Source organism: Streptomyces viridifaciens, from assembly GCF_001888885.2.
GTDB lineage: Bacteria > Actinomycetota > Actinomycetes > Streptomycetales > Streptomycetaceae > Kitasatospora > Kitasatospora aureofaciens.
The window spans coordinates 3534281-3547972 of the sequence record NZ_CP090841.1; the positions used below are offsets into that span (position 1 = coordinate 3534281).

The 13692-nt window shown below is 75.5% G+C and carries 14 protein-coding genes; 9 read left to right on the forward strand and 5 right to left on the reverse strand.

Going from position 1 to position 13692, the window contains the following annotated elements; all coding sequences use genetic code 11:
- Nucleotides 1–300: 300 nt before the first annotated feature.
- A complete protein-coding gene (locus tag BOQ63_RS22780; protein WP_150476070.1) occupies nucleotides 301–915 on the reverse strand; it encodes a TIGR03086 family metal-binding protein in 615 nt (204 codons plus the stop codon).
- Complete coding sequence (locus BOQ63_RS22785; RefSeq protein ID WP_072654877.1) at nucleotides 912–1778, reverse strand: alpha/beta hydrolase; 867 nt, start codon at nucleotides 1776–1778, stop codon at nucleotides 912–914. The genes BOQ63_RS22780 and BOQ63_RS22785 overlap by 4 nt, the downstream gene beginning before the upstream one ends.
- Nucleotides 1779–1935: 157 nt before the next feature.
- Between BOQ63_RS22785 and BOQ63_RS22790 the strand changes: the two genes are divergently transcribed.
- Nucleotides 1936–2577, forward strand: coding sequence for a TetR/AcrR family transcriptional regulator (locus tag BOQ63_RS22790; RefSeq protein ID WP_030552799.1), 642 nt, complete (start codon nucleotides 1936–1938; stop codon nucleotides 2575–2577).
- An 84-nt stretch (nucleotides 2578–2661) separates the two neighbouring features.
- Here the strand turns inward: BOQ63_RS22790 and BOQ63_RS22795 are convergent, their stop codons facing one another.
- Entirely contained in the window at nucleotides 2662–3963 is a 1302-nt protein-coding gene (locus tag BOQ63_RS22795; protein ID WP_030290382.1) for an amidase, read from the reverse strand.
- A 25-nt stretch (nucleotides 3964–3988) separates the two neighbouring features.
- Nucleotides 3989–4219, reverse strand: a complete 231-nt coding sequence (locus BOQ63_RS22800; RefSeq protein ID WP_030290383.1) for a hypothetical protein — start codon at nucleotides 4217–4219, stop codon at nucleotides 3989–3991.
- A 254-nt stretch (nucleotides 4220–4473) separates the two neighbouring features.
- On the opposite strand from BOQ63_RS22800, the gene BOQ63_RS22805 reads away from it, so the two are divergent.
- Both BOQ63_RS22805 and BOQ63_RS22810 read left to right on the forward strand, forming a co-directional pair.
- On the forward strand, nucleotides 4474–5427 hold the full coding sequence (locus BOQ63_RS22805) for an LAETG motif-containing sortase-dependent surface protein (protein ID WP_051747316.1): 954 nt from the start codon (nucleotides 4474–4476) through the stop codon (nucleotides 5425–5427).
- A gap of 99 nt (nucleotides 5428–5526) precedes the next feature.
- Entirely contained in the window at nucleotides 5527–6201 is a 675-nt protein-coding gene (locus tag BOQ63_RS22810; RefSeq protein WP_072654878.1) for an LPXTG cell wall anchor domain-containing protein, read from the forward strand.
- A 146-nt stretch (nucleotides 6202–6347) separates the two neighbouring features.
- On the opposite strand, the gene BOQ63_RS22815 is transcribed toward BOQ63_RS22810, so the two are convergent.
- A complete protein-coding gene (locus BOQ63_RS22815) occupies nucleotides 6348–6977 on the reverse strand; it encodes an ATP-binding protein (protein ID WP_030552792.1) in 630 nt (209 codons plus the stop codon).
- A gap of 229 nt (nucleotides 6978–7206) precedes the next feature.
- Between BOQ63_RS22815 and BOQ63_RS22820 the strand changes: the two genes are divergently transcribed.
- The 6 genes from BOQ63_RS22820 to efeB all read left to right on the forward strand — a co-directional run bounded on the left by BOQ63_RS22820 (nucleotide 7207) and on the right by efeB (nucleotide 13634).
- Nucleotides 7207–8004, forward strand: coding sequence for a hypothetical protein (locus tag BOQ63_RS22820; RefSeq protein ID WP_030278142.1), 798 nt, complete (start codon nucleotides 7207–7209; stop codon nucleotides 8002–8004).
- 201 nt (nucleotides 8005–8205) lie between these two features.
- Complete coding sequence (locus BOQ63_RS22825; protein WP_030278143.1) at nucleotides 8206–8961, forward strand: YcnI family copper-binding membrane protein; 756 nt, start codon at nucleotides 8206–8208, stop codon at nucleotides 8959–8961.
- Nucleotides 8962–9044: 83 nt separating this feature from the next.
- Complete coding sequence (locus BOQ63_RS22830; RefSeq protein WP_030278144.1) at nucleotides 9045–9722, forward strand: SCO family protein; 678 nt, start codon at nucleotides 9045–9047, stop codon at nucleotides 9720–9722.
- Nucleotides 9719–10252, forward strand: a complete 534-nt coding sequence (locus BOQ63_RS22835; RefSeq protein ID WP_030278145.1) for a copper chaperone PCu(A)C — start codon at nucleotides 9719–9721, stop codon at nucleotides 10250–10252. Before BOQ63_RS22830 ends, BOQ63_RS22835 begins: the two co-directional genes overlap by 4 nt.
- 14 nt (nucleotides 10253–10266) lie before the next feature.
- Nucleotides 10267–12306 carry a FixH family protein gene (locus tag BOQ63_RS22840; RefSeq protein ID WP_150476072.1) on the forward strand — a complete coding sequence of 680 codons (2040 nt, stop codon included), beginning with the start codon at nucleotides 10267–10269 and terminating at the stop codon, nucleotides 12304–12306.
- 53 nt (nucleotides 12307–12359) lie between these two features.
- A complete protein-coding gene (efeB, locus tag BOQ63_RS22845; protein WP_150476384.1) occupies nucleotides 12360–13634 on the forward strand; it encodes an iron uptake transporter deferrochelatase/peroxidase subunit in 1275 nt (424 codons plus the stop codon).
- The last annotated feature ends 58 nt before the right edge of the window (nucleotides 13635–13692 follow it).

Genomic DNA, 13692 nt, shown 5'->3' on the forward strand with positions numbered 1-13692 from the left:
CCCGTCCCAGCCCGCGCCCAGACCCGTGCGCCGGTGCGGCGGGGGCCGGGGCGCGGTGTGCGGTGGCAGCGGCGGTGATTCGGCCATACCGTCGGATAGCGACTGGCCGATTCGGCCAATCGGGGCCGGTCGGGTTTGGGCGCACCTTCGGGTGTCCGAACGGCCCGGGACTGACGAGGAGCGGATGATGACGATGTTCTGGCAGTTCATCGTGTTGCTGGCCGCCTCGCTCGGCTTTCCGACCGCCGCGCTGTTCTATCTGATCGGCGGACCGCGCTTCCCGGACGAGCGGCGCGACCGTTAGGGCCTGGCCTTCCAGGCCGGATCGCGGCCGAGCAGCGCCAGGGCGCGGTCGAACCGGCCGGCACCGCCGCCGGGTTCGAGGCCCGGGCGGAAGGCCCGGCCGGGCGCCCGCGCCTCCGGCGTGTTCGGGACGGCCTCGCTCACCGCCAGCAGCGCGGTGACCAGGGCGTCGTCGCCGTCCACCGCCGCGACCAGCCGGTCCGCGGCGCCGAGCGCGGCGGCGACGTCCCAGCCGTGCACCAGGGTGTCCACCAGGTGGAAGCCGACCGCCTGGGCGAGCGGAAAGGGCCCGCCGTCGCGGATCTCGGGCAGCCAGAGCGCCCGGTCGGTGACGGCCGCCTCCCGGAACGCGGCGACGAGGTCGGCGCCGGTGCGGCGGAAGTCCTCCGCCGGGTCCGCCCCGAGCGTGGCGTCCGCGAACAGCGCGAGGTCCGGCCCGGCGCCGCGGGCGGCCGCGGCGAAGCCCCGGTGCTGGCCGACGCAGTGCTCCAGCAGTCGGCGCAGCGTCCACCCCGCGCACGGGGTGGGCCGGTCCAGCCGGTCCGGCCGGACGTCGTCCACCACCTCGACGGCCAGTTCCATCGCCCGTGCGTGCAGTTCGACGAGCTTCATGCGGCAGTGACCCCCAGTCCCGCGGAAATGAACCCGATCACCTGATCAACGACGGTCGGTTCCCCGATGATCCTCCGGTGGCCGAGCCCGCGAGTGACCACCAGGTCCAGCTGCTCCCCGTACGCCCGCTTCAGCCGGTGCGCCTGCCCCAGCGGCACCACGTCGTCGCCCTCGTCGTGCAGCACCAGGATCGGCAGCCCGACCGCACCGGCCCGACCCGCCGCGTCGTAGCGGTCCCAGGCCCCGGCGTCCCCGGCGAACAGGTCCTGCTCGATCCGGCCCCGCAGCGCCCGCTCGACGGCGGCGTCGAGGCCGAGCCCGGCGCAGAAGGCGGCCGGGAAGAAGCCGACCTCGGACACCCCGGAGACGGCCGCCAAGCGGCCCGCCCGCAGCCCGTCGCCCAGTGCGCCGAAGGCCGCGCAGACGCCCAGCGAGTGCGCGATCACGGCCTCGAACGGCCCGTACCGGTCCTGGAGCCGGAGCACGAGTTCGCGGTACTCCAGCACGCTGGTGCTGCGGCCGCCGGAGTCGCCGTGGCCCGGCGCGTCGAAGGCCACGGCGCTGAGGCCGAGGGCGCGCAGCCGGGGGACGAAGGGCGCGAAGCGGGAGGCCCGGGAACGCCAGCCGTGCAGCAGCAGCACCGGCCGCTCGCCGCTGCCCCAGCGGTAGCCGGCGACGGACTTGCCGTGCACGGTCAGCCGCTCGAGGGCCGCCCGTCGGTGGACCTCCCGCTCGGCGGGGCGGACCCGGCTGCGCCGCAGCGGGCGCCGGAACAGCTCGAAGGCCGCCCGCCCGGCCAGGCCGGGGGCGATCCGGGCGGTGGGGTTGAGGGTGGTGCGGATCAGTGCCTGGGCCGGGTCCATCGGGTCTCCCTGCTCTCTGCGCTCCCTGGCCTTGCCTTGCTCGGGGCGAGATATTAGCACGACCGTTCGTGCAGTTTTAGGACTCTCGGGTGGCCCGGGCACTACCCTGGGCCGCACCCACCGCGACATCCACCAAGGCGAGGAACGAGGGCGCACGATGGCCGGACCGACCACCGACGGACGGGTCCTGCGCGGCGAGGAGACCCGCCGGGCCGTCCTGCGCCGCGCCGTCGCGATCGCCTCCGTCGAAGGCCTGGACGCGCTGTCCATCGGCCGCCTCGCCACCGACCTCGGACTCAGCAAGAGCGGCGTCTTCGCCGGCTTCGGCTCCAAGGAGGAGCTGCAGCTCGCCACCGTCCGCGCCGCCCGCCGGATCTTCGCCGACGCCGTCGTCGCCCCGGTCGCCGACGCCCTGCCCGGCCTCGCCAGGGCCCGCGCGCTCTGCGAGAACTGGCTCGCCTACTCACGGGCCCGGGTCTTCCCCGGCGGCTGCTTCTTCTACGAGGTCACCGCCGAGTTCGACGCCCGGCCCGGCGCCGTCCGGGACGCCCTGGCCGGCTGCGCCCGGGAGTGGCACGGAACGATCGTCGAAGCCCTCACCGACGCCCGCACGGCCGGCGCCCTGTGCCCCGACACCGACCTCGGCGACCTCGCCTTCGCACTGATCGCGGTCCTGGAGACGGCCAACTCACAGGCCGTGCTGCACGAGGAGGACGTCCCCTACGAACGGGCCGGCCGCCTCCTGCTCCGCCTGCTGCGCGCCGAGGCCACCGACCCGGCCGACCCGGCGCTCGCCTGACCCCCGGGCGGACCCAGGGCCTGTCCTCGAACTCCCGTCGTCCGCCCGGACGGCGGGCCGCAGACGCGAGTTCGAAGACAGGTCCTAGCCCAACAGCCCTTCCAGCAGGGCGGCCCGGGCCAGCAGCCGTTCGTCCTCCCCCGCCGCGCCGACCACCTGGAGACCGAGCGGCAGCCCGTCCGGGGTCCGCCCGGCGGGCAGGCTCAGCGCGGGCAGGCCGAGACAGCTCCACGGCAGCGACATCACCGCGTCCCCGGTGCTGTGCAGCCCCTCCGGCGCCCCGCCCGGCGCGGACGGGGCCAGCCACAGGTCCACCCCGGCCGCCGCGGCCGCTCCGGCCACCCGCTCGCGCAACCGCTCCCGGAACCCCAGCGCGGCCTCGCGGTCCTCCGCCGCGACGCCCTGGCCCACCCGGATGCTCGCCGCCGTCTCCGGCCGGTACAGGCCGCCGAACCGGGCGAACCAGTCGGCGTGGCTGCGGGCCAGCTCGAACCGGTTGACGATCTGCAACTGCCGGGTGACCTCGGCGAAGTCGGGGAACAGCGGCACCCTGCGCACCGCCAGTCCGGCCCGTTCGAACCGCGCCACCTGCTCCTCGAAGGCGCGCAGCGCGGCCGGTTCGGCCCGCTCCAGGTACGGCCCGTCCGGCACCCCCAGCACGGGCTCCGGGCCGGGCTCCACCACCCGCCACCCGTCGCACAGCAGCGGGGCCGCCAGCGCCGCGCCCGCCAGGTCCGCGGTGAACAGGCCCAGGGTGTCGAAGCTCGGCGCGTTCGGGATCACCCCCGCGAACGGGATCCGACCGTGCGTGGGCCGGAAGCCCACCACCCCGCAGTACGCGGCCGGGCGGATCACCGAACCGACCGTCTGGGTGCCGATCGCCAGGGGCACCAGTCCGGCCGCGACCGCCGCCGCCGACCCGCTGCTGGAACCGCCCGGGGTGTGCCCCGGATGGTGCGGATTGCGGGTCGGGCCCGGGGCGCTCGCGGCGAACTCGGCGGTCACCGTCTTGCCCGCGACCATCGCCCCCGCCGCCAGCAGCCGGTCCACCACCACGGCCTGCGGACCCGCCAGCACGCCCGGCGGCAGGGCGGAGCCGCCGTGCGTGGGCAGCCCGTCCACGTGCACGATGTCCTTGACCCCGACCGCAACCCCGTACAGCGGCGGCCGCCCGGCCGACTCCGGGTACCGCGCGGCCAACTCCCGCGCCCGCGCCTGCAGTCGGTCATGCCGCCCGGGCTCCGCCACGAAGGCGCGCAGCAGCGGATCCACCCGATCGACCAGCGCGCAGAAGCGCTCGACGTGCTCGGGCAGCCCGGGCACACCGACCCGCAGTCCGGCGGCCTCGCGGGTCAACGACCGCGGCCGCACCAGGGGTTCGTCCATACCGAGCACCGTAGCGCCCGGCCGCTCACTGGTGCTCGGCCGACAGGTACGGCGTCTCGCGCAGGAAGTACGCCCCACAGGTGTGGCAGCACAGCTCCGGGGTCTTCCCCCAGTCCACCGCCTCCCGCACCCGCGCCCCCGGATCGAGCTCCCGGCCGCACATCGCCACGCTCTGCGCCCCCCGGACCATGTGCCACAACCGCACCCCGCCGGCCTCCCCACCGGACCCGTACTCGGCTCGCATCTGGTGCATCATGCCCCCCATCGTCCGACCACCCGGCCCCCCGGGCAACCGGGGCGCCCGCGTACCCGCGGCCCTGCCGGAGACCGGGCACGGAACCCCCCGTACACCAACGACACAAGGCGCGCCCCGGCGCCGGTCGAACCGCTCCGCCCCGGCGGAATCCGGCCGCCACGGCTCGATAGGGTGCGCGATCGCGGCCCGCCCTGCGCCCCGCGCCCGGGCCCGCGTCGCCCACACAACCTTCCTTCGTAGCTGGAGCACCGATCGTGCGCTCTTCCCGCCTCCTGGCCAGTGCAGCCCTGGTCGCCCTCACCTTCGGCGCCACCGCCGGCGCCGCCACCGCCGGCGCCGTCGGGGTCCCCGCGACCCCGTCCGCCACCGCGGCCCCGAGCACCCCCACCGGTGGCCCCACCACCGTGCCGACCCACGTGCCGACCCCGCCGATGCCCTCCCCCAGCGGGCCCTGCCCGGGCGGGTACCACCTGGAGAACCTCAAGGCCACCGGCAGCGGCCTGTCCGGCGTCACCCTGACCAGGGGCGGCGCCGCACAGGAGGCGACCGTGACCTTCGAGAACGACGCCCCGGTCGACTTCAAGAAGTTCAGCACCCACTTCTTCGTCACCAACATCGGCGAAGAAGGCGCGCCCAACCAGCCCGTCTGGGGCAAGGACGCCTTCACCGTCCAGGTGAAGCTCCCCGGCGCCGACTGGAAGCCCGTCGCCCAGGACGCCATCGAGAACAACATGAGCTACATCCGTGCCGACCTCGGCACGTTCAAGCTCGCCAAGGGCGAGAAGCTCACCCTCCAGGTGCGCCTGGCCGCCACCGGCAAGGCGGTGAGCACCGACTACTTCGCCCAGCTCGACGGCGCCTCCGAGTCCTTCCTCAGCAAGGACGTTCCGGGCGTGCGACAGGGCCCGGAAGGCAGCTGCAGCGGATTCAGCGGCAACTACCGCATCGCTGCGCCGTTCAAGGTCGTCGACGGCACCCCGGTCACCACCGGTACGCCCTCGCCCTCCGCCCCGGCCACCACCACCGCCGCCCCCGCGCCCGCGCCCGCCGCCACGGCCTCGGCGTCCGCCTCGGCCGGTCCGGAGCTGGCGCACACCGGCGCCTCCTCCAACACCCTGCCGATCGCCCTCGGCGGCGCGGCCGTACTGGCCGCCGGCGCCGGCACCCTGTTCGTCCTGCGCCGCCGCAAGGCGGGTGCGCACGGCTGACCCCCCGCCAGATGAACCGAGGGGCGCGGACAACCGTTCGGGCCCCTCGGTGGTCTTCCCCCGGAGAGCGAACCCCGACCCCACCGCTGGAGCCCACCGATGCGTCCCGCCCGCCTTCCCGCCGCCTGCGCCCTGCTCGTGCTCACCACCGGTCCGGTCGCCCTCGCCACGGCCCCCGCACTCGCCGCCGACGCCACCCCCACCCCTTCCTCCTCCGCCACCGGCGACTGCCCGGAGGGCACGACCGCCGACCCGATACCGGTCACCAGCAGCAGCGACGCCGCGGGCGAACTCGCCGTCACCTTCACCAACCCGGGCACCGCGACGGCCAAGCAGCTCGCCACCACCGTCGCGCTCGCGGACGGTGGCAGCCTCCCCGTCGAACTGCGCGCGGGGTCCGGCGCCTGGAAGTCCCTCACCGTCGCCGGCAGCCCGCTCAACACCGGCAGCTACCAGCTCCCCCAGGGCCAGCGGCTCACCCTCCGGGTGCGGCTCGCCGCCGGAGCGGCACAGGGCGACCACCGCCTCACCTTCACCGCCAGGTCCGAGGTCCTCCCGAGCGGCTCCGCCCCGGCGAAGAAGTACACCTGCCCCCAGCTCACCGCCAGCTACACCGCCCCGCTCACCCCCGCCAACCACACCCCGGACCCCACCCACCTCGCCGACACCGGCGCCGGCACCGCCACCCGCCCCCTCGCCATCGCCGGCACCACCGCCCTCCTCCTCGGCACCGCCCTCCTCGTCCTCACCCGCCGCCGTCCCGCCACCGACTGACCCCGCCCCCGCCGCGACCGACTGCCGGTGCCGCGACGACCCACCCCGTGTGAGCACCGACGGCCCCGGAGACAGCACAGCCCCGGACGTGATCGATGAGGCCGGGGATCCGGCAACCCGCCGACGCGCGGCACCCACACCCACCCCTACGAAGCCGCCCGCAGGAGCGCGTCGTCCCGCCACTTCAGGATCTTGTCGAAGCTCACGATCGCCCCGCGGAGCGGGTGGTTGCGGAGCTGGACGTGGTCGGTGAGGGCGTGGATGAGGAAGAGGCCGCGGCCGGATTCGGCGGTGAGGTCGGGGAGGGTGTCGAGGTCGACCGGGCGGAGAGTGGGGGCCGCGGGTCGACAGGGGAGGACGTGGGTGTCGTACGGGTGGCCGTCGCGGCGGGGCCGGTGGGCAGTGAGGCCTCGGAGAGCCGGGACGGTGGCGCGGCCGCGGCGGTGGCGGCGGGGCGCGTGGCCGGCCGGGGCGGGGGTGGCGGGGCGGCGGGCGGCGGCCGGGGCAGCGGCGGCGGGCAGGCCGGGGCCGGAGTCGGTGACCTCGATCCGCAGCCGGTCGCCGTTGATCGAGGCGGTGACCTGGAAGCCGTCGTCGGGTCGGCCGGTGGCGCCGTGTTCGACGGCGTTGGCGCAGGCCTCGGTGAGGGCGACGCCGAGGTCGTCCGCGATCTGCGGGTCGACGCCCGCGGTCGCCATGGCACCGAGCAGGATGCGCCGGGCCAGCGGGACGCTGGCCGGGTCGCGCTTGAGGTGCAGAGTCCACCAGATGTCCACGGGAGGTCCCTCCTGGCTGCGGCTCCACATACAACTAGGTATCTCCGGGCGAATCGGCGGCGAACCGTGCCCGGGGGCGGCTACCGCCCGTTCGGCGGATGGACTGGCGACGGGGTCTGTGCCGAAGGGCGCACTGGGTGGGGTGCACGCCGCTGCCGAACGGGGCATTCATAGGGATTTCCCACCCTGCCCGTGTCGGCGGTGTACGCGATGAGATGATGTCCCGGCCATGACTGCCCTCCCCGTCGCCCCGTTCCGGGGCACCCCTGCACCGGCTCGGCCGGTGGGTGCCGCCTGGGACCTGCGGCTTGCCCGGGCGGTCCCGTTCGCGCTGGTCTGCACGCTGATAGCGGCGGCCGGGCACGCCCTGGCCGGTGGCGGGAACGTGCCGCCGACCGCGTTGGCGACGGGTTTCGCCGCGGTACTGGTGCTCGCGGTGGCGTGCGGCGGGCGGGAGCGTTCGCTGGCGGCCATCGCCGGGGCGCTCGGCGCGGGGCAGCTCGGACTGCACTGCCTCTTCCACGGCTTCGGCGGCTCCGGCATGCACCACGGCTCGATGTCGGTGCCGCAGGCGGCCGGTCGGCTGATCTGCAACGAGGCCCGCCCGGGCACGCTGATCGGCCTGCCCGCCGGCGCCTCCCCGGAGCAGCTGGTCTCCTCGGCGGGCCTGGATCCGCACGCGTACGCCGCCGTACCGGGGTGGCAGGGCGGCGTGCTGGGGATGACGCCGTCGATGCTGGCCGGGCACCTGGCCGCCGCGCTGGTGGCGGGCTGGTGGCTGCGGCGCGGCGAGGCGGCGCTGTGGCGGCTGGTGCGGGTGGCCGCTTCCGCGGCCCGGGAGCACTGGGCGGCGCCGTTGCGGTCGGCTCTGGTGCTGGTGGCCGCGCTGCTGCGCGGTCTGTTCGGCGTGGCCGGTCCGGCCCGCCGGTTCGGTGCGGGTGGCGGCGAGGACCGGCTGCCCGCGAGCGCGGTGCTGCGGCACAGCGTGGTGCGGCGCGGTCCGCCGTGCGGGGCCTTCGCGTACTGATCCGGTGTTCCGCCGTACCCGTTGAGCGGTGGCGGTCGAGCCGGTGAGGTGCGCGGTGTCCGGGCCGTTCCCGTCCGCCCACGGCGACGACGGCGGCCCCCGGCTCTGCCCTCACACGTCCGCAACGTGCGGCGCCGCCGAGGCACGGTTCCCCGTCGCCCGGTCCGGCCGGCCGCCGAGCTCCGATCGGAGACCCCCATCATGCGTTCCCTTCCCGTCCGCCGTACCGCCGCCGTCGCCCTGACCGCCGCCGCCTCCGTGGTGGCGCTGGCAGGTCCGGCCTTCGCGCACGTCACCGTCAACCCGGGCTCGGCCGCCCAGGGCGGCTACGCGACGGTCAACTTCCAGGTGCCGGACGAGAGCGACACGGCGAGCACGGTGAAGCTGGAGGTCAGCCTGCCGCTGGACCACCCGCTGGCCTCGGTCCGCACCATGCCGATGCCGGGCTGGACCGCGACCGTCGAGAAGTCCAAGCTCGACAAGCCGATCAAGGTGCACGGGAGCGACGTCAACGAGGCCGTCTCCAAGATCACCTGGACCGCCGACGCGAACACCAAGATCGCCCCCGGTCAGTTCGGGGAGTTCAAGCTGTCGCTCGGCCCGCTGCCGGCCGACGCCGACAGCATGGTCTTCAAGGCCCTGCAGACCTACGACAACGGAGACGTCGTCCGCTGGATCGACGAGGCCCAGGCCGGTCAGCCCGAGCCGGCCCACCCGGCGCCGACCCTGAAGCTCACCAAGGCCGCCTCCGGTGACGGCCACGGCGTCACCGCCTCCGCCTCCCCGGCGGCCGGCGCCCACGCGGACAGCTCGGACCAGGCCGCCTCCAGCGGCGACGCCAAGTCCGGCGACGGCACCGCCCGCACCCTCGGCGTGGTCGGCATCGTGGTCGGCGTGATCGGCACCGCCGTCGGTGTGCTCGGCCTGCGCCGCCGGAACGGCGGCTCCGCCTCCTGACCCCCGCCCCGGCGGGGCCGTGCCCGTACCCGTTGACCGGTACGGCCCCGCCGGTGGTCCCACCGCGCCCGATCGGATCCACCATGCCCCGCACCACCCGTACCGCCCGCACCACCCGCCTGGCCGGCGCGGCCGCCCTCGCCCTGGCCGCCGCGCTCACCCTCTCCGCCTGCGGCTCCTCCGGCGGCGGCTCGACCGCCGCGAAGGTCACCCAGCAGAAGGACGACAGCCCGTACCAGGGCACCAAGCTGGCCAAGAACTTCGAGAAGCCCGACCTCCAGCTGACCGACACCTCCGGCCAGCCGTACGACCTGCGGCAGCAGACCAACGGCAAGGCCACCCTGCTGTTCTTCGGCTACACCAGCTGCCCGGACGTCTGCCCGACCACCATGGGCGACATCGGCGTCGCGATGAAGGCGCTGTCCCCGGAGGACCGCAAGAAGATCAACGTCGTCTTCGTCTCCACCGATCCGCAGCGCGACACCCCCAAGGTGCTGCGCACCTGGCTGGACTCGATGGGCACCGACTTCATAGGCCTCACCGGTGACCTGTCGAAGGTGAAGACCGCCGCCAGGTCGCTCGGCATCATGATCGAGGACCCGGTGGTCAACGCGGACGGCACCGTCACCTCGACCCACGGCGCACAGGTGCTGGCCTTCCTCCCCTCGGACGACAAGGCCCATGTGCTCTACATGAGCGGTACCGAGGAGAAGACCTACGAGCACGACCTGCCGCTGCTCGCCAAGGGCGTGGCGGCATGAGTGAGCGCAGCGGGCTCACCGACAGGAGAGGGACGGCCGACCGCCGGTTCCGCCGCTCGGCCCTGGCCGGCGCGGTGCTGGCGGCGGTCCTCGGCGGCGGGGCGATACTCGCCGCCTGCGGGACCGGTGGCCAGGACGGCACCGCGGCCGCCGACACCGCTCCGGCGAAGCTGAGCGTGGCCGACTCCTACATCCCGCTGCCGCCGGCCGGCGGGATGGGCGCCGGCTACCTGACCGTGCGCAACGACGGCGGGCCGGACCAGCTGGTCAAGGTGTCCAGCCCGGCCGCCGGGTCGGTCACCATCCACCGCTCGACCGCGTCCACCATGGAGCAGGTGAGCAGCCTGGACGTGCCCGCGCACGGCGCGCTGCAGCTCGCCCGCGGCGGCACCCACCTGATGATCATGGATTGGCAGAAGGCCCCCGCCCTGGGCGACGAGCTGGAGCTCGACCTGACCTTCGCCAAGTCCGGCACCATCTCCGTCAAGGTGCCGGTCAAGGAGCTCACCTACCGTCCAGGCCAGAGTTAGGGGACCCGCCCAGCATGGAGAAGGCCGCCCACCCCCGGACCGCCCGTCCAGGGACCGCCCACCCCCGGACCGCCCGGCGCCGCCGCGCTGCCGGGCTCATCGGCATGCTCGGTGCGCTGCTCGCACTGATGCTCGCCGGCGCGGGCCCGGCCTCCGCGCACGCCACCCTGGACTCCACCGACCCGGCGCAGAACTCGGTGGTCGCCACCGCTCCGCAGGCGGTCACCCTGACCTTCAGCGAGACGGTCTCGCTGTCCGGCGACTCCGTCCGGGTGCTCGACCCGGCCGGCAAGCCCGTGGACACCGGCAACCCGGCGCACGCCGACGGCAAGGGCGACACCGCCCGGGTCGGCCTGAACAGCGGGCTCGCCAACGGCACCTACACCGTCGCCTGGCGGGCCGTCTCGGAGGACTCGCACCCCGTCGGCGGGGCCTTCACCTTCTCCATCGGCGCGCCCTCGGACACCTCGGTTTCCACCACCGCGCTGCAGGGCGCCGAGGCGGACGGCCTGGTCGCCGCCCTGTACGGGACCGGACGCACCGTCGCCTACGCGGCCTTCGCGCTGCTCGCCGGGGTCGCCGCCTTCGTGCTGGTCTGCTGGCCGGCCGGCGCCACCCGGCGGCCGGTGCAGCGGCTGCTGATGACCGGCTGGACGGCGCTGCTGGCCTCGACCGTCGCGGTGCTGATGCTGCGCGGCCCGTACGAGCGCGGCACGGGCGTCGGGCAGGCCCTCGACCTGTCGCTGGTGCGCACCACCCTGGACGAGCGGATCGGCACCGCGCTGGCCGCCCGGCTGCTGCTGCTCGCCGCGGCCGGGATCTTCCTGTCGCTGCTGGTCGGCCAGCTGGGGCAGCCGCCGAAGCCGGCCACCCCAGCCGCCGCAGCCCCCGCGGAGGACGAGGACGCCGACGCCGAGGTCGCCGAGCTGCGGGCGATGGAGCAGCGGGCCGCCGAGCGGCCGCAGCGCGAGGCCCGGCTCGGCCTGGGCGTGGCCTGGCTGGTGCTGGCGGTGGCGCTCTCCGCGACCTGGGTCGGCGCCGACCACGCCTCGGTGGGCATCCAGGTCTGGCTGGCCCTGCCGCTCGGCATCCTGCACCTGATCGCGATGGCGCTCTGGCTGGGCGGCCTGGCCTCGCTGCTGGTCGCGCTGCGCGAGGGCGTCGGCGCCGAAGTGGTGGACCGCTTCTCCAAGATCGCCTTCGGCTCGGTGGCCGTACTGGCCGCCACCGGGATCTACCAGTCCTGGCGGGGCCTGGGCAGCTGGGGCGCGTTGACCGGCACCGAGTACGGGAAGCTGCTGCTGGTGAAGAGCGGCTGCGTGGTCGTGATGCTGGGCGTCGCCTGGATCTCCCGCAGCTGGCTGGCCCGGCTGCGCTCGGCCCCGGCCGAGGCCGCCGAGGTCGAGCGCGCCGAGGTGCCCGAGCCGGTCGGCGCCGCGGCGCGCAGCGAGGACCCGGTGCGGCAGGCGCAGCTGGACCGTCAGCGGGCGGCCACGGCGAGCGCGGGGCGCGAGCGCGGGCTGACCCCGACCCGGGCCGGGCTGCGCCGCTCGGTGCTCGTCGAGGCGCTGGTCGCGGTGGCGGTGCTGGTGGTGACCACGATGCTCACCAACTCCCCGCCCGGACGGGTGGCGGGCGAGATCAAGGCGGCCGGGACCACGGCGGGCGCGGGGAGCACCGCCCCCGCCGCCCCGCAGACCCAGCCGGGCCGCACGGTGGAGCTCAAGCTGCCGTACGACACCAAGGGCCGGACGCCGAACGCCAAGGGCACCGCGACCGTCACCCTCGACCCGGCCGGGACCGGCCCGAACGAGGTCAAGCTCGCGCTGGACGGCACGAACGGCAAGCCGGTGGACGTCCCCGAGGTGCAGCTCGCCTTCACCCTGCCGGACCGCGACCTCGGCCCGCTGCCGGTCGCGCTCACCCCGGCGGGCACCGGCCGCTGGAGCGGCACCGCGCAGCTGCCGCTGGCCGGCACCTGGGTGGTCTCGGTGCAGATCCGCTCCTCCGACATCGACCAGACCACCCCGACCCAGCAGTTCAAGATCGGGTGAGCGCGGTGGACGACTTGGTGGACGATGCGGTTGACGACTCGGTGGACGACACGGTGCGCGACACGGAGAAGAGCCCGGCGGGCTTCACCCGCCGGGCGCTGCTCGGCACGGCCGGCGCCGGACTGCTGGTCGGCGCCGGGGCCGGGGTGGCCGGGGCGGTCGCCTACGACCGCCCGGACGGCGACACAGCGGCGAACGGCGTCGCGGCGGGCGGCGGTGCGCTGGGCACCGGCCGGGTGCCGTTCCGCGGCGAGCACCAGGCGGGGATCCTCGAACCCCAGCAGGCCGGCGTCCGGCTGGCCGCCTTCGACCTGGCCGACGACGGCGCCGGCCGGGACGGGCTGCGCACCCTGCTGCAGCGCTGGACCAGGGCCGTCGACCGGCTGACCGCCGGGGAGCCGACCCAGGAGTTCGACAACCAGGTCGCGCTGGACGCCGGGCCCTGCTCGCTCACCGTCACCCTCGGCTTCGGCGCCGCGCTGTTCGACCGGGCCGGGCTGGCCGACCGCCGCCCGGCGGCCCTCGAACCGCTGCCCGCCTTCCCCGGCGACGCGCTCGACCCGGCCCGCGGCGGGGGCGACCTGTTCGTCCAGATCGGCGCCGACGACGCACTGGTGGCGGTGCACGCCCTGCGGACGCTGCAGAAGCTGGCCACCGGCACGGCGGCGCTGCGCTGGCAGTCGGCCGGCTTCGCCCGGACCCCGGGCGCGACCGCACGGCCGATGACCGGGCGCAACCTGATGGGCCAGATCGACGGCACCAACAACCCCAGGCCGGGCGAGGACGGCTTCGCCGCCAAGGTGTTCTGCACCGCCGGCGGGGACCAGCCGGCCTGGCTGGCCGGGGGCTCGTACCTGGTGTTCCGGCGGATCCGGATGCTGCTGGACCACTGGGAGGAGCTGCCGGTGGAGCGCCAGGAGCGGGTGATCGGGCGGCGCAAGTCCGACGGTTCGCCGCTGAGCGCACCGGCCGGGTCGGGCGAGGGCACCGCGGTGGACCTCTCCGCCCAGGGCCCGGACGGCGGACCGGCGATCCCCTCCGACGCCCACATCCGGGTCGCGGCCCCGGCGGGCAACGGCGGGGCGGCAATGCTGCGGCGCGGCTTCTCGTACCACGACGGGGCGCTGCCGGACGGCTCTCCGGACGCCGGGCTGCTCTTCCTCGCCTTCCAGGCCGACCCGCGCAAGGGCTTCACCCCGGTGCAGCGCAAGCTTTCGCGGGGGGACGGGCTGTCCCGCTTCCTGCGGCACGAGGCGAGCGGGCTGTACGCCGTCCCGCCGGGGGTGCCGGCCGGAGGCTACCTCGGCCAGCAGCTGCTGGAGGGGTGATCGGCAACCGCGGTCCCGGCCATCGGAACGCTTTCCTGCCGGGAGCGCGGAATCGTTA